The organism is Streptomyces sp. NPDC086080 (assembly GCF_044540255.1).
Lineage (GTDB): Bacteria > Actinomycetota > Actinomycetes > Streptomycetales > Streptomycetaceae > Streptomyces.
Window position 1 is genome coordinate 196,856 of record NZ_JBITRU010000003.1, and the last position, 22,942, is coordinate 219,797.

The following is a 22,942-nucleotide window of genomic DNA, read 5'->3' on the forward strand; positions in this document are numbered from 1 at the left end:
GGTGGAAGGCATGCGGCCCGTTTCCCAGATCGAACGCACGGTGGCGCCCTTCGAGGTCGTCAGTCCCTATCAGCCGAGCGGCGACCAGCCGACGGCCATCGCCGACCTCGCGCGGCGCATCGAAGCAGGTGAGAAGGACGTCGTCCTGCTCGGCGCGACCGGCACAGGCAAGTCCGCCACCACCGCGTGGATGATCGAGAAGCTCCAGCGCCCCACCCTGGTCATGGCGCCGAACAAGACGTTGGCCGCCCAGCTGGCCAACGAGTTCCGCGAGCTGCTGCCGAACAACGCGGTGGAGTACTTCGTCTCGTACTACGACTACTACCAGCCCGAGGCGTACGTCCCGCAGTCGGACACCTACATCGAGAAGGACTCCTCGATCAACGAGGAGGTCGAGCGGCTGCGCCACTCGGCCACCAACTCGCTGCTCACCCGCCGCGACGTCGTCGTGGTCGCCTCCGTCTCCTGCATCTACGGCCTGGGCACACCGCAGGAGTACGTGGACCGCATGGTCCCCCTGCGCGTGGGCGACGAGTTCGACCGCGACGAGCTGTTGCGCCGCTTCGTGGACATCCAGTACACGCGCAACGACATGGCCTTCACCCGGGGCACCTTCCGCGTGCGCGGCGACACCATCGAGATCTTCCCGGTCTACGAGGAGCTCGCCGTCCGTATCGAGATGTTCGGCGACGAGATCGAGGCGCTGTCCACGCTCCACCCGCTCACCGGCGAGATCATCAGCGACGACCAGCAGCTGTACATCTTCCCGGCCTCCCACTACGTCGCCGGCCCGGAGCGGCTGGAGCGCGCGGTCAACGACATCGAGAAGGAACTCGGCGAGCGCCTGGCCGAGCTGGAGAAGCAGGGCAAACTACTGGAGGCCCAGCGCCTGCGCATGCGCAGCACGTACGACATCGAGATGCTCCGCCAGATCGGCTCCTGCTCCGGCGTGGAGAACTACTCGATGCACTTCGACGGCCGCTCTCCCGGCTCCCCGCCGAACACCCTGCTGGACTACTTCCCGGACGACTTCCTCCTCGTGATCGACGAGTCGCACGTCACCGTCCCGCAGATCGGCGCCATGTACGAGGGCGACGCCTCCCGCAAGCGCACCCTCGTCGACCACGGCTTCCGGCTCCCCTCCGCCCTGGACAACCGCCCGCTGAAGTGGGAGGAGTTCCAGGAGCGCGTCGGCCAGACCGTCTACCTGTCGGCCACCCCCGGACCGTACGAACTCTCCCGGTCGGACGGCTTCGTCGAGCAGATCATCCGCCCCACCGGCCTCGTCGACCCCGAGGTCGTGGTCAAGCCCACCGAGGGCCAGATCGACGACCTGGTGCACGAGATCCGCACCCGGGTGGAGAAGGACGAACGCGTCCTGGTCACCACACTCACCAAGAAGATGGCCGAGGACCTCACCGACTACTTCCTGGAACTCGGCATCCAGGTGCGCTATCTCCACAGCGACGTCGACACCCTGCGCCGGGTCGAGCTGCTGCGGGAGCTGCGCAGCGGTGAGTACGACGTCCTCGTCGGCATCAACCTGCTGCGTGAGGGCCTCGACCTGCCCGAGGTGTCCCTGGTCGCCATCCTCGACGCGGACAAGGAGGGCTTCCTGCGCTCGGGCACCTCCCTGATCCAGACCATCGGCCGCGCGGCGCGCAACGTCTCCGGCCAGGTCCATATGTACGCCGACAAGATCACCCCGGCGATGGCGAAGGCCATCGACGAGACCAACCGCCGCCGGGAGAAGCAGGTCGCGTACAACCGGGCGAACGGCATCGACCCGCAGCCCCTGCGCAAGAAGATCAACGACATCGTCGCGCAGATAGCCCGCGAGGACATCGACACCGAGCAGTTGCTCGGCTCGGGCTACCGCCAGGCCAAGAAGGACGGCGGCGGCACCAAGGCGCCCGTCCCCGCCCTCGGCGACAAGGCCGCCAAGGGCACGAGGAAGGGCAGGGGGAAGGCCGCCGAGACCGTGCCCACCGATCGCCCCGCCGCCGAACTCGCCGGGCAGATCGAGGAACTCACCGCGCGGATGCGGTCCGCCGCGGCGGACCTCCAGTTCGAGATCGCGGCACGGCTGCGCGACGAGGTGTCGGAGATGAAGAAGGAACTGCGGCAGATGCAGGAGGCCGGCCTGTCCTGACGTCCCGTACGGGATGTGTTGCAAGACCGACACAAAGTGCGGGCCTGGGTACGTCACTGTCAGTGCCCCTGCGTAGGGTTCTGGTCAACCGCGGTTCCGCGGCAACAGGGGACAGTTCGAGAGGGGAATCAGCGCGTGACCGTCAACATGACCAAGGGTCAGGCCATCAGTCTGGAGAAGAAGGACGGTGGCAGCCTGACCGCGGTGCGCATGGGTCTCGGCTGGCAGGCGGCTCCCCGTCGTGGCCTGTTCGGCTCGCGCACCCGCGAGATCGACCTGGATGCCTCGGCCGTCCTGTTCGCCGACAAGAAGCCGGTCGACGTCGTCTTCTTCCGTCACCTCGTCAGCGACGACGGCTCCGTGCGCCACACCGGTGACAACCTCGTCGGCGGTGTCGGCCAGGGCGGCGACGACGAGGCCATCCTCGTCGATCTCGCGCGCGTCCCGGTCCACATCGACCAGATCGTCTTCACCGTGAACTCCTTCACGGGCCAGACGTTCCAGGAGGTGCAGAACGCGTTCTGCCGCCTCGTCGACGAGACCAACGGACAGGAGCTGGCCCGCTACACACTGGCCGGCGGTGGCGCCTACACGGCCCAGATCATGGCCAAGGTGCACCGCTCCGGCACCGGCTGGACGATGACGGCGCTCGGCAACCCGGCGAACGGCCGCACCTTCCAGGATCTGATGCCGGCCATCGTGCCGGTTCTGTAGGACTCCGCGGGCGAACCGGTCCCGGGGCGGGGCCGGTGAGCGGCACACGACTCATCACACGCGACGCAGGGGGACGAAGGCGATGACGGCCGAGCTGGTGCGGGGACAGAACCACCCGCTCTCCCAGTCCCGTCTGGAGATCCGGATCTCGGCCGGCACGCCGGTCGTGGCCACGGCCGCGCTCGGCGACGAGAACGGCAGGATCCACGGAGTGGAGTGGGTGGCGCACCCCGGTGCACCCACCCAGCCAGGTCTTGAGGTGCCGCGTCAGGCGGCCGCCGACCACCGTCTCGCGGTGGACCTGGACGCCATGACGGACGCGGTCCACCGCGTCAGTGTGCTGCTCGCCCTGCCCGCCCCGGGCGGGCCGGGACCCACCCGGTTCGGCGCCGTGGCGGCCCCCTTCGTCGCCGTCACCGGTCTGAACGGCGACGAGGTCGCCAGTTACACCATCACCGGCCTGGAATCCGAGTCGGCCGTCGTCGCGCTGGAGCTCTACCGGCGCCAGGGCGCCTGGAAGGTACGCGCCGTCGGCCAGGGCTACGCGGGCGGTCTGGCCGAACTGCTCACCGATCAGGGCCTGCCCGAGGCCGTACAGCTCGCGGGCAGCATCAACGAGGCGGTCGCGCGGGGCCTCGCCCGCTCCGTGCAGGCGCCGCCGCCCCGACCCTCCGACGGCGACCGCTCCCGGCAGGCGGCCGCGCCGGCGGTCGGCCCCGACCAGAGCGGCACCGCGCCTCAGGGCGCACCGGGCCCGGTTCCGCCGTCGTACGGCGGACAGCCGGCCGATGGACCCGGTCAGGGGGGACCGCAGCCGGCCTACGGCGCGGCCGACGTCGCGGACCCGTCCGCGACGACCGGCGGTGGCCCGGTCGACTACAGCCACCCCCGGCGGCAGAACTCCGCTCCGCCGTCGCCTCCGCCCACCGCGCCGCAGTCCCGGCCCGGGCAGCCCGCGCAGCCGGTCGCGGGGGACGCGACCGGCTGGTCCATGGAAGAGCGGCTCTACAACCAGGTCTGGGGCATGTTCGAAGACCTGGCCCGCACCACCGCCGCCTATCGGAGCGCCGTCGACTTCGCCGAGTCGCGGATGGACAAGGAGCTCGAGCAGGCCCTGTCCGACCCGCGCAGCCGGATCGGCGGCCAGGGCGACGCCGCCCGGGAGACCGCACGGGCCCGGCACGCCCAGCTCGTCGGCCAGGCACAGGAGGCCCTCGATCGGGACCTCGCCCAGCTCGTCGCCGAGGCCGAGGTCGTCGAACCCGCCCTCCCCCCGGCGTTCGCCCGCTGGGACAACCCCGCCTGGCACGCCTACCGGGTTCCCATGGAGATACCCATGGCGGTCCGCCTGGGCGACCTGCGCCTCCCCGAGGCCGACCGGATCCGCATTCCGATGCTGCTCCGGCTGCCCCTGGAGCGGGGCGTGTGGATCGACAGTGGACGGACCGACTCCCTCGACGGGTCGTTCACCGACTCGCACGACGCGCGGCGCCTCGCCGTGGAGACGGCGGTCGCGCACGCGGCCCGGCTGCTCGCCGTGTACCCGGCGGGCGAGTTCACCGTGCACGTCATCGACCCGGCCGGCTCGGGCGCGCAGGCTCTGGCGCCGCTGATCCGGACCGGAGTACTGGCCGGCCCGCCCGCCCAGGGTGCCGCGGGCGTCACGGACGTGCTGGGCCGGCTCACCCAGCGGGTCGACCTGGTGCAGATGGCGCTGCGCGGAGGTGCGCCGGACGCGCTGCCGCCCGGTTTCGACACCTCTCAACAGCTGCTGATCGTCAACGAGTTCCCGCACGGCTTCGACGACCGGGCGGTGAACCAGCTGCGCTATCTCGCGGACGAGGGCCCGTCCGTCGGTGTCCATCTGATGATGGTCGCGGACCGTGAGGAGTCCTCGGCCTACGGTCCGCTGCTGGATCCGCTCTGGCGTGCGCTGCTGCGGCTGACTCCCGTGCCCGACGATCACTTGGCCGACCCGTGGGTGGGCCATGCCTGGACGTACGAGCCGCCGCTGGTGCCGCCGGGCAGTCAGATTCTCGATCAGGTGCTCACCCAGGTCGCCGCGGCCCGCCGCGCATGGAACCGGTGACCCCGTACCCGCCTTCACCAAGATCATGCAAAGGCCCCTGAGCAGTGCACTTGTAGATTTCTTTACCCATCCCTTTACCAACCCTTGGTGATTGGGTACGGTGGGGAGCACGGAGGGGAGTACTCCCTGTCTGTGCGGCGACCCCGTCAATACGGATCAGGCCAGATCCCGGGGCGTCGGCCCGAAGGACCGTCCGGACGTGTACCAGCGCCCGGCGGCCCGGGTGGAAGAGACCTCCGGCAGCGACGACGCTGACATTGCCTGTGACGCATCTGCCGGAGGCGCAGTGGAAGTTTCCATGACCCTGTGGGTCCTGACCGTGGTGGGGCTGTGCGCCCTGATCGCGGTCGATTTCATCATCGGCCGCAAGCCGCACGACGTATCCATCAAAGAAGCCGGAATCTGGACCGTCGTCTGGATCGTGCTGGCCGCACTCTTCGGCGTCGGCCTGCTGATCTGGGGCGGGGGACAGGCAGGCGGCGAGTTCTTCGCCGGCTACATCACCGAGAAATCGCTGAGCGTCGACAACCTCTTCGTCTTCGTCCTGATCATGGCGAAGTTCGCGGTGCCGTCGCAGTATCAGCAGCGGGTTCTCCTGGTCGGTGTCCTCATCGCGCTGGTGCTGCGCGCGATATTCATCGCCGCCGGTGCCGCGATCCTCGCCAGCTTCTCGTGGGTGTTCTACCTCTTCGGCGCCTTCCTCATCTGGACGGCCTGGAAGCTCATTCAGGAGGCCCGCGCAGACCAGGACGAAGAGGAGTTCGAGGAGAACAAGCTCCTCAAGGCCGCCGAGCGCCGCTTCGGCGTGGCCGACCGCTACCACGGCACCAAGCTGTGGATCGAGCAGAACGGCAAGCGGGCCATGACCCCGATGCTCGTCGTCATGCTCGCCATCGGCACCACGGACGTCCTGTTCGCGCTCGATTCGATCCCCGCGATCTTCGGCCTGACCCAGGACCCGTACATCGTGTTCACGGCGAACGCGTTCGCGCTGATGGGCCTCAGGCAGCTGTACTTCCTCATCGGAGGACTGCTGCGGAAGCTGGTCCACCTCTCCTACGGCCTGTCGATCATCCTCGGCTTCATCGGTGTGAAGCTGGTGCTGCACGCACTGCACGAGTCCGGGGTTCACGTCCCCGAGATCAGCATCCCCGTGTCGCTGGGCGTGATCTGCGGAGTCCTGGTCATCACCACGCTCACCAGCCTGCGGGCCACCCGGAAGATGGCGGAGGCCACGCCGGCCGCCGATCAGGGCGAGAGCTCCGCGAAGAACAGCATCGACGTCTGACCCCGTCGGACGCACATCGAGACACCGGCACCGGGAGCGGGGCGCAGTACATCGCCGGCCACCGCTCCCGGTGACCCTCTGTCTCCGCACGCGCCGCTCACCGGCGCCGCCGACCGATCCGACCCGTACCAGGAGGCCATGTATGACCCTGATGACCCCGAGGCGATCAGGAGGACGTCGCGGAGGGATACGCCGCACGGGGGTGACAACTCCCGTACCGACCTCGGTCGCCCCGCGGGCGGGCGCCTCCAGCAAGGTGCGGTGCCCCTTCACGTCTGCGACGATCACACCATGATCGCTCGGCTCAGCGCCCTCGCGACGCGGTGGACGACCATCGTGCCCGTGCTCGCCGTGCTGCTGCTGCTGCTGACCTGGGGACGCGATCTGCCGGGCGGGATCGTCGCCCTGGTGACCCTGGTCCTCGCGGCGTCCGTGCTGGCAGCCGTGCACCACGCCGAGGTGGTCGCACACCGGGTCGGCGAACCGTTCGGCTCCCTGGTCCTCGCCGTCGCCGTGACCGTCATCGAAGTGGCTCTGATCGTCACGCTGATGATCGACGGCGGGGACCAGAGCGCGACCCTCGCCCGGGACACGGTGTTCGCGGCCGTGATGATCACCGTCAACGGCATCCTCGGGATCAGCCTCCTGGTGGGCTCACTGCGCCACGGCACGGCGGTCTTCAACTCGGAAGGCACCGGAGCGGCCCTCGCCACGGTCGCGACGCTGGCGACGCTCAGCCTCGTCCTGCCGACGTTCACGACGAGCAAGCCCGGACCGGAGTTCTCCACCGTGCAACTCTCGTTCGCGGCGGTCTCCTCACTGGTCCTCTACGGCCTGTTCGTCGCGACCCAGACGGTCAGACATCGCGACTACTTCCTGCCGGTGGCCAAGCAGGGCGAGACGCCCAAAGCGGAGGAGCACGCCCCGGCGCCCTCCAACCGCACCGCCCTGATCAGCCTGGGCCTGCTGGGCCTTGCCCTGATCGGCGTGGTCGGTCTGGCCAAAGGGGTCTCACCCACCATCGAGTCGGGCGTACAGGCCGCGGGGCTGGGCCACTCCGTCGTCGGTGTGATCATCGCCCTGCTGGTCCTCCTCCCGGAGACCATCGCCGCGGTGCGTGCCGCGCGCCGCAACCAGGTGCAGACCAGCATGAACCTCGCGCTCGGCTCGGCGATGGCCAGCATCGGCCTGACCATCCCGGCCGTCGCACTGGCCTCCCTCTGGCTCACCGGCCCGCTCGTCCTCGGGCTCGGCAGCACCCACATGGTGCTGCTCGCGCTGACCATGGTGGTGGGCGCGCTGACCGTGGTCCCCGGGCGGGCCACACCCCTCCAGGGAGGGGTGCACCTGGTGCTGCTCGCCGCCTACCTCGAACTGGCGATCAACCCGTAGCGGGCGGTTCCGCCCGGCGTCCGTACGTGACGGTGACGCGCCGGGCGGAACCGTCGACGCGGACGACGTCCCCGGAGAGGACCACCCGGTGCGGGCCGGTGCGCCCGGGGTCCACAACGCACACGGGGAGGCGCCGGGTGCGCAGGTCCGCGTCGCCCGCCTCACGGACCGGGAGGCAGGGCCCGACAGGCCCGCGCCGCACCGTGATAGACCGGGGGCGAGCAGCGGTTCCGCCGGGAACCGCCCGCCCCCGACGGACCGGAGGAACCGTGCCCCGCAATCTGGCCAACGCCCCGATCATGATCCTCAACGGCCCCAATCTGAACCTGCTCGGGCAGCGCCAGCCGGAGATCTACGGGTCCGACACGCTCGCCGACGTCGAGGCGATGTGCGCCGGGGCGGCGGCCGCCCGGGGCGGCACGGTGGAGCTTCGCCAGTCCAACCACGAGGGGCAGTTGGTGGACTGGATCCACGAGGCCCGGCTGAACCACTGCGGGATCGTCATCAACCCCGGCGCCTACTCGCACACCTCCGTGGCCATCCTGGACGCCCTCAATGCCTGTGACGGGCTGCCGGTGATCGAGGTCCACATCTCCAACATCCACCGGCGTGAGTCGTTCCGGCACCACTCCTACGTCTCACTCCGCGCGGACGGGGTCATCGCGGGATGCGGCGTCCAGGGCTATGTGTTCGCGGTGGAGCGGATCGCGGCGCTCGCCGGCCCGGGACTGGCGCGGACGTAAGCCCCACCCGCCGGGGCGGACGCCCCCGTGCGGGAGCGCCGCCTACCAGCCCCGCGCGCGCCACTCCGGCAGATGCGGACGCTCCACGCCCAGGGCGGTGTCGTCGCCATGGCCGGGGTAGATCCACGTCTCGTCGGGCAGGACGTCGAACAGCTTGGCCTCCAGGCCGTCCATCAGGGTGTCGAACTCCTCCGGACGTGTCGTCCGGCCAGGACCCCCGGGAAACAGGCAGTCCCCGGTGAACACGTGCGGGTGCCCGTGGGGATCGTCGTAGACCAGGGCGATCGAGCCGGGTGTGTGCCCGACCAGGTGACGCGCGGTGAGTTCCACCTGCCCCACCCGGACGGTGTCGCCGTCGTCGACCAGCACGTCGGTCGGCACCGGGATGCCCTCGGCGTCGTCCCGGCCGGCGTGGGTGCGGGCGCCGGTGGCCGCCACGACCTCGGCGAGCGCCTGCCAGTGGTCGCCGTGCCGGTGGGTGGTGACGACGGACGCGATGCCGTCGTCACCGATGGTGCCCAGCAGGGTCTCCGCGTCGTTGGCCGCGTCGATCAGCAACTGCTCGTCGGTGGCCCGGCAACGCAGCAGATAGGCGTTGTTGTTCATGGGGCCGACCGCGACCTTGGTGATCATCAGGTCCTTGAGTTCGTGCACGTCGGCTGGGCCGCCGACCGTCACCCGACCGCTGTACGTCATGACGGTCAGCCTATCGCCGGAACCGGGGCGGGACAGACCTCAGAGCGGGGGGAGCGACGGAAGGCCGCCGCCCTTCACCGCCAGCCCGGCCCCGTCCCTGCGGCCGGCGAGCCAGCCGAGCAGATCGGCGGCCGTTCCCTCCACCGTGACAGGGGAGCCGTCCGACCCGCCGCCGGTCGTCCAGGTCCGGCCGTCCACGGTGGCCAGGGTGGTCGGCGGCACGTCCTGGTGACCGCTGAACCGCGCGGCGAGGAAGCCGATCTCCCGCTCGGTGAACCTCTCCGGCAGGTCCTCCAGCTCGTAGCCGATCCCGAGGTCCACGTGATGCAGCTCCACCTCGATCCACCGTCGGAACGGCACCCGCTCCGCGCGGTCCGTGACCCCGTTGCGCAGCTCCACCGTGCGGGACCAGTCGGCCTGGGCGGCACTCACCGCGCGCAAGCGCTCCGCGCTGTCCCGCACGTCGGCGAGGTGGACGTCGAGGGGGCGGGGGGCGTCCCGCTCGATGTCGGCGTCCCTGGCCTCGCCGGAGAGGTACATGGGGCGGCCCTCCAGCACGTTCACCAGAGCGTCCGCGTTGCGGGCCAGGTGGGCCAGTACATGGCCGCGGGTCCAGCCGGGCAGGCGTGACGACTGGGTCACAGCCGCGTTGTCCAGTGCGCCGAGCGCGGTGAGCAGCCGGTCGGTAGCCGTTTGTAGGGACGCCAGGTCATCAGCGTGATCAATCATGGTGCTGACCTTAGCTCCGTCACACCTTCGGGTGAAGGTGGTGCAGTGCGCCACTAAATCGAATGCACGTGCTATAGGCTCGGGTGTGGCGTCGGGCATGCTGGAGAGCCGGGGTTTGTTGACAACCCGTGAATCCGAACCGGCGTTGTCAGTGGCTCCCCCTAGTCTGGGAAAGACGGGGGCCCCGCCCCTGTCACTTCTCTCAAGAAAGGTGCGGACCGGCGTGGCCGACCGTCTCATCGTCCGTGGAGCGCGCGAGCACAACCTCAAGAACGTCTCGCTCGACCTCCCGCGCGACTCGCTCATCGTCTTCACGGGCCTGTCGGGGTCGGGCAAGTCCTCGCTGGCCTTCGACACGATCTTCGCCGAGGGGCAGCGGCGTTACGTGGAGTCGCTGTCCTCGTACGCCCGGCAGTTCCTCGGCCAGATGGACAAGCCGGACGTCGACTTCATCGAGGGCCTCTCCCCGGCGGTCTCCATCGACCAGAAGTCGACCTCCCGCAACCCGCGGTCCACGGTCGGCACCATCACCGAGGTCTACGACTACCTGCGCCTGCTCTTCGCGCGCATCGGCAAGCCGCACTGCCCCGAGTGCTCCCGGCCGATCTCCCGCCAGTCGCCCCAGGCCATCGTCGACAGGGTCCTGCAGCTGCCGGAGGGCAGCCGCTTCCAGGTGCTCTCCCCGTTGGTGCGCGAGCGCAAGGGCGAGTTCGTCGACCTCTTCTCCGACCTCCAGACCAAGGGCTACTCCCGCGCGCGGGTGGACGGCGAGACCGTCCAGCTCTCCAGCCCGCCCACGCTGAAGAAGCAGGAGAAGCACACCATCGAGGTGGTCGTCGACCGCCTCACCGTGAAGGACGGCGCCAAGCGCCGCCTCACCGACTCCGTGGAGACCGCCCTCGGGCTGTCCGGCGGCATGGTCGTGCTCGACTTCGTCGACCTCCCCGAGGACGACCCCGAGCGCGAGCGGATGTTCTCCGAGCATCTGTACTGCCCGTACGACGACCTGTCCTTCGAGGAGCTCGAGCCCCGCTCCTTCTCCTTCAACTCGCCCTTCGGCGCCTGCCCCGAGTGCACCGGCATCGGCACGCGCATGGAGGTCGACCCCGAGCTGATCGTCCCCGACCCGGACAAGAGCCTCGACGAGGGCGCCATACACCCGTGGTCGCACGGCCACACCAAGGACTACTTCGGTCGTCTCATCGGGGCCCTCGCGGACGCGCTGGGGTTCCGTACGGACATTCCTTTCGCGGGCCTGCCGCAGCGGGCCAAGAAGGCCCTGCTGCACGGGCACAAGACCCAGGTCGAGGTCCGCTACCGCAACCGCTACGGGCGCGAGCGCAGGTACACCACGGCCTTCGAGGGCGCCGTCCCCTTCGTCAAGCGCCGGCACAGCGAGGCCGAGAGCGACTCGAGCCGCGAGCGCTTCGAGGGCTATATGCGCGAGGTGCCCTGCCCCGGCTGTGAGGGCACCCGCCTCAAGCCGGTCGTCCTCGCCGTCACGGTCATGGACAGGTCCATCGCCGAGGTCTCCTCGATGTCCATCAGCGACTGCGCCGACTTCCTGGGCAAGCTGAAGCTCACCGCACGCGACAAGAAGATCGCCGAGCGCGTGCTCAAGGAGGTCAACGAGCGGCTGCGGTTCCTGGTCGACGTCGGTCTGGACTACCTCTCACTGAATCGCGCCGCGGGCACCCTTTCCGGCGGTGAGGCCCAGCGCATCCGCCTGGCGACCCAGATCGGCTCCGGACTCGTCGGCGTGCTCTACGTCCTCGACGAGCCGTCCATCGGCCTGCACCAGCGCGACAACCACCGGCTGATCGAGACCCTCGTCCGGCTGCGCGACATGGGCAACACGCTCATCGTCGTCGAGCACGACGAGGACACCATCAAGGTCGCCGACTGGATCGTCGACATCGGTCCCGGTGCCGGTGAGCACGGCGGCAAGGTCGTGCACAGCGGCTCGTTCAAGGAACTGCTGGCCAACGCGGAGTCGCAGACCGGCCAGTACCTCTCCGGCAAGAAGGCCATTCCGCTGCCCGACATCCGCCGCCCGCACGACCCGTCGCGCCGGCTCACGGTGCACGGCGCCCGGGAGAACAACCTGCGGGACATCGACGTGTCCTTCCCGCTGGGCGTGTTCACCGCGGTCACCGGCGTCTCCGGCTCCGGAAAGTCCACGCTGGTCAACGACATCCTGTACACGCACCTGGCCCGCGAGCTGAACGGCGCCCGGAGCGTGCCCGGCCGGCACACCCGTGTCGACGGCGACGACCTCGTCGACAAGGTCGTCCACGTCGACCAGTCGCCCATCGGCCGCACCCCGCGCTCCAACCCGGCGACGTACACCGGCGTCTTCGACCACGTCCGCAAGCTGTTCGCCGAGACGACGGAGGCGAAGGTCCGCGGCTACCTGCCGGGCCGGTTCTCCTTCAACGTCAAGGGCGGCCGCTGCGAGAACTGCGCGGGCGACGGCACGATCAAGATCGAGATGAACTTCCTCCCGGACGTGTACGTCCCGTGCGAGGTCTGCCACGGCGCCCGCTACAACCGGGAGACCCTGGAGGTCCACTACAAGGGCAAGTCCATCGCCGATGTCCTGAGCATGCCGATCGAAGAGGCCATGCACTTCTTCGAGGCCGTCCCGGCGATCTCCCGCCACATGAGGACGCTCAACGACGTCGGTCTCGGCTACGTCCGGCTCGGCCAGGCCGCGACCACCCTGTCCGGCGGCGAGGCGCAGCGGGTGAAGCTCGCCAGCGAGCTGCAGAAGCGCTCCACCGGCCGCACGGTCTACGTCCTGGACGAGCCGACCACCGGCCTGCACTTCGAGGACATCAGCAAGCTGCTGACGGTCCTGTCCGGCCTGGTCGACAAGGGCAACACGGTCATCGTCATCGAGCACAACCTCGACGTGATCAAGACGGCCGACTGGGTCGTCGACATGGGCCCCGAAGGCGGTGCGGGCGGCGGTCTGGTGGTCGCGGAGGGCACGCCCGAGCAGGTGGCCGGCGTCCCGGCCAGCCACACCGGCAAGTTCCTGAGGGATGTTCTCGGCGCGGAGCGGATCAGCGACGCCCCGCAGGTGCGTGCGCCGCGCAAGACCGCGGCGAAGAAGACGGTCGCCGCCAAGGCCGGTACCAGGAAGACCACCACCAAGGCGGTCGACAGCGGCGCGGCCGGGAAGACGGCCACCAAGGCCGCCGCGAAGAAGACGACGCGGGCCGCCAAGGCCTGACCGGCACGCCTCGCGGCACCACGCGCCGTGCCGCACGGGACCATCCGTCCCGTGCGGCACGGCGCGTGCGTGCGTCAGGCGTAGGCGTCCCCGGCGTCCAGTTCATGGGCGTACGGCGGTTCCGCGCCGGCGCGGGAGCAGGTGATCGCCGCCGCGCGGGCCGCGAAGCCGAGCAGGCTCCGCCAGCCCTCCGGGCCCAGCGCGGAGATCCCCTCGGCACTGAGTGCGTCACGGACCGCCAGGCCGTGCAGCAGCGCCGCGTTCACCGTGTCACCGGCGCCGATGGTGTCGACCACCGCGACCCGCTCACCGGACACCGCGTACGCGCCGCCGTCACGGGTGTACGCGGTCAGCCCGTCGCCGCCCCGGGTGACCACGACCGCCGCCGGACCGGCCGCCAGCCACTCGTCGGGGGACCCGCCGAGCCAGCCGGCGTCCTCCTCGGACAGCTTCAGCAGGGACACGGACGGCAGCCAGCTCCTGAAACGGGCCCGGTAGGCGTCGGCGTCCGGGATCAGACCCGCCCGGATGTTCGGGTCCAGGGCCGTGAACACACCGCGCGCGGAAGCGGCGCGCATCAGCTCCTCGTAGGCGCTCGCACCGGGCTCCAGCATGAGCGAGCAGGTGCCGAAGGACACCGCGCGGGTGCCGGCCGGCAGCGTCCCGGGGGTGGTGAACAGCCGGTCGGCGGTTCCCTCCACGTAGAAGGAGTACGCTGCCGAGCCGCCCTCGTCGACCACGGCCACGGCGAGCGTCGTCGGCTCGTCGCCGCGCTGCACCGACGACACGTCCACTCCGGTCTCCCGCAACCGGTCCAGCAGCGCTTCGCCGAAGGCGTCATGGGACATCCGGGAGCAGAAGGCGGTGGGGGAGCCCAGGCGGCCCAGCGCCACCGCCGTGTTGAACGGCCCGCCGCCGAGCGCCGGCGTCAAGGCCGCGAGGGCGCCCGCGCCCTGCGGTACCAAGTCGATCAGGGCCTCACCGGCTACGACGATCATGTGGGGTTTCCCTTCTCCGGAGCGGTCGGACTCGGACGCACCGGACTCATCGCGCCGATCGGGCTCATGGGGCTCACCGGGTCGCCCGGGCAGCCGCAGGACGTGCGGTGCACGAAGGCGCAGGCGAGCTGTTCGGTCCGCGCGGGCCGGTCCGGTTCGGCGACGCGTTCCAGGAGCACCTGCACGGCCCGGGTGCCGATCTCTCTGCTCGGCTGGGCGATGGCGGTGAGACGGGGCGAGAACAGATCCGCCCAGGCGAAGTCGTCGAAGCAGCACAGCGCGATGTCCCCGGGCACGGACAGGCCGTGGTTCCGCAGGGCGCGCAGCGCGCCGATCGTCATGGCGTTGTTGGCGGTGACCAGCGCCGTGGGAAGCGCGCCGGAGGACAGCAGGCCGGAGACGGCCCGCTGCGCGCCGGCGGTGTCGGAGTCGCCGTGCACCAGGAGCCGCTCGTCGTACGGCAGACCGGCCTCCGCCAGCCCGTCCCGGTAGCCGGTGATCCGCTCGGCGGTCGTGCTGAGTCCCGGCAGGCCGGCGACGAGGGCGATGCGGCGGTGGCCGAGGCCGGCGAGGTGGGTCACCAGATGGGCTGTCGGCGCCGTGCTCTCCGCGCAGACCTGGTCGAAGCGGAGGCCCTCGCCGGCCTCGGGTGTTCCGACCAGCCGGTCCAGGAAAACGGTGGGCACGCGGTGACGTCCGAGGTAGGCGAGAAGCTCGTGGGGCCGGGGAGAGGGGGCGACGATCATGCCGTCCACACGGCGTTCGTGGAGTAGTTGTACGACCTTGCGTTCGTGGTCCGGGTCGTCGTGCGGGTCCGCTATGAGGAGGCTGTGGCCGTGCTCCAGGGCGGCGGCCTCGACGCCTTGCAGGATCTCGGTGAAGTAGGGGTTGCTGATGGCGGACACAGCCAGGCCGATCGACCGGGTCCGGGAGGTGACCAGGGAGCGGGCGAGGGTGTTGGGGGTGTAGCCGAGTTCCTCGACGGCGTCGAGCACGGCCTGGCGGGTGTGGGGGAGCACCGGGCGGGTGTTGTTGAGGACGTGGGAGACGGTGGCGACGGAGACGCCTGCGCTGCGGGCCACGTCCGACATGGTTGCCATGGAACTCCCTGCTTTGTCGTCCCCTTCAGGTGCTCGGTGAGGGGGACGGTATCCGATCCGGTGGGGGCGCGTAAACGCTTACGCAATCGTTTACGCATGCGTGGTGCTGGTGCTGGTGCTGGTGCTGGTGCTGGGCGGGGGTGTTGCGCAACCCGGCGCTTGCTGGGTGCCATCGCGCCCACCCTCCCCCACTCTCGGCTTCGCTCGAGCGGGGGGACCCCATCGCCCTGCGGCACGACTGCCCGTGGAAGCGGTGGAAGCGGTGGAAGCGGGGTCGCGGTGGCGTGGAGCTACGGAAGCGCGGGGCGGGAGGTGAGGTGGTGGGCGCTGTGGGGTTGCGGAGATGCGGGGTGCGAGGGCGGGGGGAGGCGCGGTGGGGTGGGGCGGGGGTCGGTAGGGTCGCGGGAGATGGTGTTGTCCTACCAGGGGAGATTCATGTCCGCCCGACCCGCCGCGAGCCGCCGTACCGTCCTGAAGGGCGCGGCCCTCACCCCCGTCGCAGGGCTGGGGCTCAGCGCGTGTGGGGGCGGGGGCGACGACAGGGCCGCTCCGTTGAGCGGGCCCGTCGAGCTGGGGCCGGAGAGCGAGGTCGCCGAGGGCGGCGCGAAGCTGTACCGGGATCACAACGTGGTGGTCAGCCGGAGCGGTGACGGCACCCTCAAGGCGTACGACACCCTCTGCACACACGCGGGCTGCCCCATCAACAAGCTGGACGGGACGAGGCTGATCTGCCCCTGCCACGGCAGCGAGTTCGACGTCACCACCGGCAAGGTGCTGCGTGAGCCGGCCGTGGCGCCCCTGAAGCCGCTGGCCGTCGAGGTGAAGAACGGCACGCTGGTCGCCCGCCCGCAGGCCTGACCGGAGTCAGTCCCAGTCCCAGGCGATCCCCACGTAACCCGTCCGCACGCGCGGTTCCACGAGGTGCACCGACTGGTGCCGCCCCCTGAGCGGCAGCTCCTGACGCCCTCCGCGCGGTGCCGCCGCCGACTGCTGGGTGAAGCGGTGGCAGCTCACCGGGAGCGCCCCGGAGTCGAAGCGCACCTGGAGCGCGTACTGGCCGCCGGGGGAGTCCGCCCCGCGCACGTACTCGCGCGAGACGCCGGCCGTGCCGTCCTCGACGGCGTAGCGGAAGAGGAACGTGTCGCCTGCCCGCAGCCGGGTGTCGAAGAGCAGTTCGACGGCGAGCACCCCGGAGTCGTGGTGCCGGCGGACGCGTCCGGTACGGCAGTTCTCCATGGCGTGCACGGTCATCCGCTCCGGTGCCGAGCCGGGGTCGCCGTGGTGGACGGCCACGTAGCGGTCCACGCCGTCCCGGTGCGCGCGCACGATGTGGTGCGACTCGCACTCCGCCAGCTCCCGGTGCGCTCCGATCCGGACCCGTTCGTGGTGTCCCACGGTGTGCAGCCCTCCGTCGCGCGGCATGCCGAAGTCGGCCAGCAGGCGTTCCAAGGCGCCCGAGGCCTCCACGAGGGAGCGGTAGGAACGGCCGGGGGAGCGGCGGTCCGCCGCTCGTTCGTCCGACTCGGCGAGCAGCCGGATCAGGGACTCCTCCGGCAGTCGCAGGATCTCCTCCAGTGCCCGTACGGCACGCAGCGACTCCGGACGCTGCGGACGACGGGCGCCCTGCTGCCAGTAGCTCAGGCTGGTGACGCCCACCTTCACGCCATGGCGCGACAGATGGTGCTGCACCCGCTGCAGCGGCAGTCCCCGCGCGGCTATCGCGGCGCGCAGGGCGACGTGGAACGGGCCGCCACGCAGGGCCGAGTCCAGTTCCGCGGTGGCGGCGTCCGCGTGCTGTGTGGCGTGCGGCATGCAGGGGCCTTTCTGTGAATGTCCACAACGGCTGGTCAGACCGTTCGCGCGGGGCATCCCGGAGCCCGCCCCCCGTCGGCGTGACGGAACCTTCACATCCGTACGCCGCCGTTCAGGGCCCCGAGTTCCACCGCATTGAAGCGTGTTGACCAAGTCCCGACAACACCTGAGGCCCAACACCGGCGCACACCTGCCCGGGGGTCGCACCGGCCGTCGGGCGGTGCGACCCCCGGAAAAGTGCCGCGATGTGCTGTTCGTCCGGTCCGGAAATCGGTCCAGGAGCAGGTCCGGTGCCGGTCCGGTGCAGGTCCGGACGGGTCCGTAACCGTTCCGGAACCGGTCCGGCAGCCGCTCTAGGAGCCGTGTGCTCCGTCCCGGTCCTGAAGGCGCGATCGCAGGCGCTTCGCGCGCACGATGTCCGGATCGCGAGGGTCGAGGGACTCGAGGAGCGCGGACGTCTCGTCCGCGTACCGGCGGGACCGGGCCGGTCGTCGTGGTTTCTCGATCCGCGTCTGTCGCATCCGACCAGCCCTCCGACTCGTGACCGCCCTGACCGTCCTGCCCGCCCGTGTGGCCGTAAGCCGATCGCCCGAGGGACGGACCCCCCACCTTCCCGCTTCCCACCCGGCGTAACCCCTCCGCACCGCACCGGGCTCCCGGCCGCCCACAGCCCCGCCGCCCTGTCGGTCCCCGCAAGTAGGGTGTGAGACATGGCCGACCCCTCCAGCTACCGCCCCAAACCGGGTGAGATCCCCGACTCACCGGGGGTCTACCGGTTCCGCGACGAGCACCGCAGGGTGATCTACGTCGGAAAGGCGAAAAGCCTGCGCCAGCGCCTGGCGAACTACTTCCAGGACCTGTCCGGGCTCCACCCCCGTACGCGCTCCATGGTGACCACGGCCGCGTCCGTGGAGTGGACGGTGGTGTCCACCGAGGTCGAGGCGCTCCAGCTGGAGTACTCCTGGATCAAGGAGTACGACCCCCGGTTCAACGTCAAGTACCGCGACGACAAGAGCTACCCGTACCTCGCGGTGACGATGAACGAGGAGTTCCCGCGCGTGCAGGTGATGCGGGGTCACAAGAAGAAGGGCGTCCGCTACTTCGGCCCGTACGCGCACGCGTGGGCGATCCGGGACACGGTGGACCTGATGCTGCGCGTCTTCCCGGTGCGCACCTGCTCGGCGGGCGTGTTCAAGAACGCGGCCCGCACCGGCCGGCCGTGTCTGCTCGGCTACATCGACAAGTGTTCCGCGCCCTGCGTGGACCGGGTCTCCGCCGAGGACCACCGCGAACTGGCCGAGGAGTTCTGCGACTTCATGGCCGGCCGCACGGGCGCCTACCTCCGGCGTCTGGAGCGGCGGATGGCCGAGGCGGCCGAGGAGATGGAGTACGAGCGGGCGGCGCGCCTGCGCGACGACATAGGGGCCCTGAAGAAGGCCATGGAGAAGAACGCGGTCGTGCTCGCCGACGCGACCGACGCCGACCTGATCGCGGTCGCCGAGGACGAGCTGGAGGCGGCCGTCCAGATCTTCCACGTGCGTGGCGGACGCGTGCGCGGCCAGCGCGGCTGGGTCACCGACAAGGTCGAGGAGATCACCACCGGCGCCCTGGTCGAGCACGCCCTGCAGCAGCTCTACGGCGAGGAGACGGGCGACGCGGTCCCCCGGGAGGTCCTGGTCCCCGCCCTGCCGGACCCGGTGGAGCCGGTCCAGCAGTGGCTCACCGGGCGGCGCGGGTCCCAGGTGTCCCTGCGCATCCCCCAGCGCGGGGACAAGAAGGCCCTGATGGAGACCGTGGAGCGCAACGCGCAGCAGGCACTCGTGCTGCACAAGACCAAGCGCGCCTCCGATCTGACCACGCGCTCGCGCGCGCTGGAGGAGATCACCGAGGCCCTGGACCTGGACAGCGCCCCGCTGAGGATCGAGTGCTACGACATCTCGCATCTCCAGGGCGACGACGTGGTGGCCTCCATGGTCGTCTTCGAGGACGGGCTGGCCCGCAAGAGCGAGTACCGCCGCTTCCAGATCAAGGGCCGTGCCGGCGACACGCGGCTCTGGCACGGCGAGGGGCAGGACGACGTCCGCTCCATGCACGAGGTGATCACCCGCCGCTTCCGGCGCTACCTCGCGGAGAAGGAGCGGACGGGGGAGTGGACCGACGGTGAGGATCCCGGCACCGCGGCACCGGAGGGAGGCCTCGCCGAACCGCCCGCGCACACGCTCACCGAGGACGACGGCCGCCCCAGGCGCTTCGCCTACCCTCCGCAGCTCGTCGTGGTCGACGGCGGCGCCCCGCAGGTCGCGGCGGCCCGGCGGGCGCTGGACGAACTGGGCATCGACGACATCGCCGTGTGCGGTCTCGCCAAGCGGCTGGAGGAGGTCTGGCTGCCGGGCGACGACGACCCGGTGGTGCTGCCCCGCAGCAGCGAGGGCCTCTATCTGCTTCAGCGGGTGCGTGACGAGGCGCACCGCTTCGCGATCACCTATCAGCGCACCAAGCGTGCCAAACGCTTCCGCTCCAGCCCGCTGGACGAGGTGCCCGGTCTCGGCGATACCCGCAAACAGGCGCTGCTCAAGCACTTCGGTTCGTTGAAGAAGCTGAGATCGGCGACAATCGACCAGATCTGCGAGGTGCCGGGTATAGGCCGCAAGACGGCCGAGACGATCGCCGGGACCCTCGCTCGGGCGGAACCCGCCGCCCCCGCGGTGAACACGGCGACGGGCGAGATCATGGATGACACGGAAGAACCCGGGCAGGCGACGGGTTCTCCCGGGGAGCCCGTGCCCACGGGCGCCCCGGACGAAGGACGGGGGCAGGAACGATGACCGAGCACGAGACAGGGCGGCCCGCGGCGGAGCAGGACGGGGCGAGGCAGCACACTGGCGGGACCGAGACCAGCGGGAGCGCCCGCCGGAACAACGGAGCACAGGTGGAAACGGGCAAGGAACAGGACGGGACGCCCGAGGCGGGCATCCCCGAACTGGTGATCATCTCCGGCATGTCCGGGGCCGGCCGCTCGACCGCGGCGAAGTGTCTGGAGGACCTGGGCTGGTTCGTCGTGGACAACCTGCCGCCCGCGCTGATCACCACCATGGTGGAGCTCGGCGCGCGCTCCCAGGGCAACGTGGCGCGGATCGCGGTCGTCGTCGACGTCCGCGGCCGGCGCTTCTTCGACAATCTGCGCGAGTCCCTCGCCGACCTCGACGGGCGCGGCGTCACCCGGCGGACCGTCTTCCTCGAGTCCTCCGACGACGCCCTGGTGCGCCGCTTCGAGTCCGTGCGCCGCCCGCACCCCCTCCAGGGCGACGGCCGTATCGTCGACGGCATCGCCGCCGAGCGGGAGCTGCTGCGCGAGCTGCGCGGCGACGCCGACCTGGTGATCGACACCTCCAGCCTGAACGTGCACGAACTGCGGGCCAAGATGGACGCCCAGTTCGCCGGCGACGAGGAGCCCGAGCTGCGGGCCACCGTCATGTCCTTCGGCTTCAAGTACGGCCTCCCGGTCGACGCCGACCTGGTCGTCGACATGCGGTTCCTGCCCAACCCGCACTGGGTTCCGGAGCTGCGCCAGTTCACCGGCCTCAACGAGGAGGTGGCGTCGTACGTCTTCAACCAGCCGGGCGCCAAGGAGTTCCTCGACCGGTACGCCGAGATGCTGCGGCTGATCGCAGCGGGCTACCGCCGTGAGGGCAAGCGCTATGTGACCATCGCTGTGGGCTGCACGGGTGGCAAGCACCGCTCGGTCGCCATGTCGGAGAAGCTCGCCGCCCGGCTCGTCGCCGAGGGTGTGGAGACGGTGGTCGTCCACCGGGACATGGGACGGGAATGACACGACGTACTCCGCGGCTGAGCCGGCTGCGCAGAGCGGTCCCCGAGGGCCGCGCCGGCCGCCCGGTCGAGAGCCGTGGCGCCCGGCCGCGCCGCAGGGGTGCCCAGCCCAAGGTCGTGGCGCTCGGCGGCGGCATGGGCCTGTCCGCCTCGCTCGCCGCCCTGCGCCGGATCACCGGTGACCTCACCGCCGTCGTCACCGTCGCCGACGACGGCGGCTCCAGCGGACGTCTGCGTGACGAACTGGGCGTGCTGCCCCCGGGGGACCTGCGCAAGGCCCTGGCCGCACTGTGCGGGGACGACGACTGGGGCCAGACCTGGGCCCGCGTCATCCAGCACCGCTTCCAGTCCCAGGGCGATCTGCACGAGCACGCGGTGGGCAATCTGCTGATCGTCGCCCTGTGGGAGCAGCTCGGCGACCACGTCCAGGCGCTGGACCTGGTGGGTCTGCTGCTCGGCGCCCACGGGCGCGTGCTGCCCATGTCCGCCGTGCCGCTGGAACTCCAGGCCCTCGTCAGGGGCCATGACCCGGAGCGTCCCGACGAGGTCGACACGGTCCGCGGACAGGCCACCGTCGCCCTCACCCCGGGCGAGGTGCAGTCCGTGCACCTCGTGCCGAACGACCCGCCGGCCGTCCCCGAGGCGGTGGCGGCGGTCCTCGACGCCGACTGGGTGGTGCTCGGCCCCGGCTCCTGGTTCTCCTCGGTCATCCCGCATCTCCTCGTGCCCGAACTGCTGGACGCCCTCGTCGAGACGAAGGCCCGGCGGGTGCTCTCGCTGAACCTCGCGCCGCAGCCGGGAGAAACCGAGGGCTTCTCACCGCAGCGTCATTTGGAGGTTTTGGGACGACACGCCCCTAAACTCGCCCTGGACGTGGTGCTGGCCGACGAGGCCGCCGTGCCCGACCGCGATTCGCTGACCGAGGCCGCCAAGCGGTTCGGCGCCGCGGTCGAGCTGGCCCCGGTGGCCCGGCCCGACGGAAGCCCCCGGCACGACCCGGAACTGTTGGCCGCCGCGTACGACCGTATTTTTCGGATGCATGGAAGGATCGGCCCATGGCGATGACGGCAGCGGTGAAGGACGAGATCAGCCGGCTCCCCGTCACCCGTACCTGCTGCAGAAAGGCGGAGGTCTCCGCCATTCTGCGGTTCGCCGGCGGCCTTCACCTGGTCAGCGGGCGCATCGTGATCGAGGCGGAGCTGGACGTCGCGATGGCGGCGCGCCGGCTCAAGCGCGACATCCTGGAGATCTTCGGCCACAGCTCCGAACTGATCGTGATGGCCCCGGGCGGACTGCGCCGCGGCTCGCGTTACGTCGTCCGGGTGGTCGCGGGCGGTGACCAGCTGGCCCGCCAGACAGGTCTGGTGGACGGCCGGGGCCGCCCGATCCGAGGTCTGCCCCCGCAGGTGGTCTCGGGGGCCACCTGCGACGCCGAGGCGGCCTGGCGCGGGGCGTTCCTGGCGCACGGCTCCCTCACCGAGCCCGGCCGGTCCTGCTCCCTGGAGGTGACCTGCCCCGGTCCGGAGGCCGCGCTCGCCCTGGTCGGTGCCGCCCGCCGGCTGCACATCCCGGCCAAGGCCCGCGAGGTCCGCGGTGTGGACCGGGTGGTGGTCCGGGACGGCGACGGCATCGGGGCGCTGCTCACCCGGCTCGGCGCCCACGAGTCGGTGCTGGCCTGGGAGGAGCGCCGGATGCGCCGCGAGGTGCGTGCCACGGCGAACCGGCTGGCCAACTTCGACGACGCCAACCTGCGCCGCTCCGCCCGCGCGGCCGTCGCGGCCGGTGCCCGGGTCCAGCGCGCCCTGGAGATCCTCGCCGACGACGTTCCCGAGCACCTCGCCGCGGCCGGCCGGCTGCGCATGGAGCACAAGCAGGCATCCCTGGAGGAACTGGGCGCGCTCGCCGACCCGCCGCTCACCAAGGACGCCGTGGCCGGCCGGATCCGCCGGCTGCTGGCGATGGCCGACAAGCGCGCCTCCGACCTCGGCATCCCGGGCACGGACGCCAACATCGGCGAGGAACTGGACGACAAACTCGTCGTCTGACGGCCGCCCCGTGTGACGGCCGCCCCCGTGTGACCTCCGGTTCGTGTGACCTCCGACCCGCACGGTGGCCGCGCCGGGTGACAGCCGACGCGCACGGTGGCCGAGCTGCCTGACGTGT

General features: G+C 70.8%; 17 protein-coding genes. 12 read left to right on the forward strand and 5 right to left on the reverse strand.

The features are described from left to right. Positions 1–10: 10 nt before the first annotated feature. From uvrB to aroQ, 6 genes are all read left to right on the forward strand, one after another. On the forward strand, positions 11–2,152 hold the full coding sequence (gene uvrB / locus ACIF9R_RS05030; RefSeq protein ID WP_399974486.1) for an excinuclease ABC subunit UvrB: 2,142 nt from the start codon (positions 11–13) through the stop codon (positions 2,150–2,152). 135 nt (positions 2,153–2,287) lie between these two features. Continuing rightward, positions 2,288–2,866 (forward strand): TerD family protein, encoded by a 579-nt coding sequence (locus ACIF9R_RS05035; protein WP_399974488.1) that lies wholly within the window; start codon positions 2,288–2,290, stop codon positions 2,864–2,866. An 82-nt stretch (positions 2,867–2,948) separates the two neighbouring features. Next, positions 2,949–4,955, forward strand: coding sequence for a TerD family protein (locus ACIF9R_RS05040; RefSeq protein ID WP_399974490.1), 2,007 nt, complete (start codon positions 2,949–2,951; stop codon positions 4,953–4,955). Between the two features lie 286 nt (positions 4,956–5,241). Further along, the gene (locus ACIF9R_RS05045; RefSeq protein ID WP_399974493.1) at positions 5,242–6,243 is read left to right on the forward strand and encodes a TerC family protein; all 1,002 of its coding nucleotides are present in this window, start codon (positions 5,242–5,244) and stop codon (positions 6,241–6,243) included. A gap of 291 nt (positions 6,244–6,534) precedes the next feature. Beyond that, entirely contained in the window at positions 6,535–7,635 is a 1,101-nt protein-coding gene (locus tag ACIF9R_RS05050; RefSeq protein ID WP_399974495.1) for a calcium:proton antiporter, read from the forward strand. A gap of 269 nt (positions 7,636–7,904) precedes the next feature. Continuing rightward, the gene (aroQ, locus tag ACIF9R_RS05055; protein ID WP_399974497.1) at positions 7,905–8,378 is read left to right on the forward strand and encodes a type II 3-dehydroquinate dehydratase; all 474 of its coding nucleotides are present in this window, start codon (positions 7,905–7,907) and stop codon (positions 8,376–8,378) included. A 42-nt stretch (positions 8,379–8,420) separates the two neighbouring features. Here the strand turns inward: aroQ and ACIF9R_RS05060 are convergent, their stop codons facing one another. After that, entirely contained in the window at positions 8,421–9,074 is a 654-nt protein-coding gene (locus ACIF9R_RS05060) for an MBL fold metallo-hydrolase (protein WP_399974500.1), read from the reverse strand. Between the two features lie 39 nt (positions 9,075–9,113). Next, entirely contained in the window at positions 9,114–9,803 is a 690-nt protein-coding gene (locus ACIF9R_RS05065) for a maleylpyruvate isomerase family mycothiol-dependent enzyme (protein ID WP_399974502.1), read from the reverse strand. Positions 9,804–10,026: 223 nt separating this feature from the next. Here ACIF9R_RS05065 and uvrA point away from each other — a divergent pair, with 223 nt between their 5' ends. Continuing rightward, positions 10,027–13,041, forward strand: coding sequence for an excinuclease ABC subunit UvrA (uvrA, locus tag ACIF9R_RS05070; protein WP_399974505.1), 3,015 nt, complete (start codon positions 10,027–10,029; stop codon positions 13,039–13,041). A gap of 74 nt (positions 13,042–13,115) precedes the next feature. Here uvrA and ACIF9R_RS05075 read toward each other — a convergent pair whose 3' ends face one another. Beyond that, the gene (locus ACIF9R_RS05075; RefSeq protein WP_399974508.1) at positions 13,116–14,039 is read right to left on the reverse strand and encodes a carbohydrate kinase; all 924 of its coding nucleotides are present in this window, start codon (positions 14,037–14,039) and stop codon (positions 13,116–13,118) included. Continuing rightward, complete coding sequence (locus ACIF9R_RS05080) at positions 14,036–15,139, reverse strand: LacI family DNA-binding transcriptional regulator (RefSeq protein WP_399974511.1); 1,104 nt, start codon at positions 15,137–15,139, stop codon at positions 14,036–14,038. Before ACIF9R_RS05080 ends, ACIF9R_RS05075 begins: the two co-directional genes overlap by 4 nt. A gap of 435 nt (positions 15,140–15,574) precedes the next feature. On the opposite strand from ACIF9R_RS05080, the gene ACIF9R_RS05085 reads away from it, so the two are divergent. Further along, complete coding sequence (locus tag ACIF9R_RS05085) at positions 15,575–15,997, forward strand: Rieske (2Fe-2S) protein (protein ID WP_399974514.1); 423 nt, start codon at positions 15,575–15,577, stop codon at positions 15,995–15,997. A gap of 6 nt (positions 15,998–16,003) precedes the next feature. On the opposite strand, the gene ACIF9R_RS05090 is transcribed toward ACIF9R_RS05085, so the two are convergent. Further along, a complete protein-coding gene (locus ACIF9R_RS05090; protein ID WP_399974516.1) occupies positions 16,004–16,951 on the reverse strand; it encodes a hypothetical protein in 948 nt (315 codons plus the stop codon). A 710-nt stretch (positions 16,952–17,661) separates the two neighbouring features. Here ACIF9R_RS05090 and uvrC point away from each other — a divergent pair. The 4 genes from uvrC to whiA are packed head-to-tail and all read left to right on the forward strand — an operon-like array spanning position 17,662 to position 22,824. Beyond that, positions 17,662–19,776 carry an excinuclease ABC subunit UvrC gene (gene uvrC / locus ACIF9R_RS05095; protein ID WP_399974519.1) on the forward strand — a complete coding sequence of 705 codons (2,115 nt, stop codon included), beginning with the start codon at positions 17,662–17,664 and terminating at the stop codon, positions 19,774–19,776. Continuing rightward, on the forward strand, positions 19,773–20,780 hold the full coding sequence (rapZ, locus tag ACIF9R_RS05100) for an RNase adapter RapZ (RefSeq protein ID WP_399974521.1): 1,008 nt from the start codon (positions 19,773–19,775) through the stop codon (positions 20,778–20,780). Before uvrC ends, rapZ begins: the two co-directional genes overlap by 4 nt. Further along, positions 20,777–21,844 (forward strand): uridine diphosphate-N-acetylglucosamine-binding protein YvcK, encoded by a 1,068-nt coding sequence (gene yvcK / locus ACIF9R_RS05105; protein ID WP_399974523.1) that lies wholly within the window; start codon positions 20,777–20,779, stop codon positions 21,842–21,844. Before rapZ ends, yvcK begins: the two co-directional genes overlap by 4 nt. Then, a complete protein-coding gene (whiA, locus tag ACIF9R_RS05110; protein ID WP_399974526.1) occupies positions 21,835–22,824 on the forward strand; it encodes a DNA-binding protein WhiA in 990 nt (329 codons plus the stop codon). Before yvcK ends, whiA begins: the two co-directional genes overlap by 10 nt. The last annotated feature ends 118 nt before the right edge of the window (positions 22,825–22,942 follow it).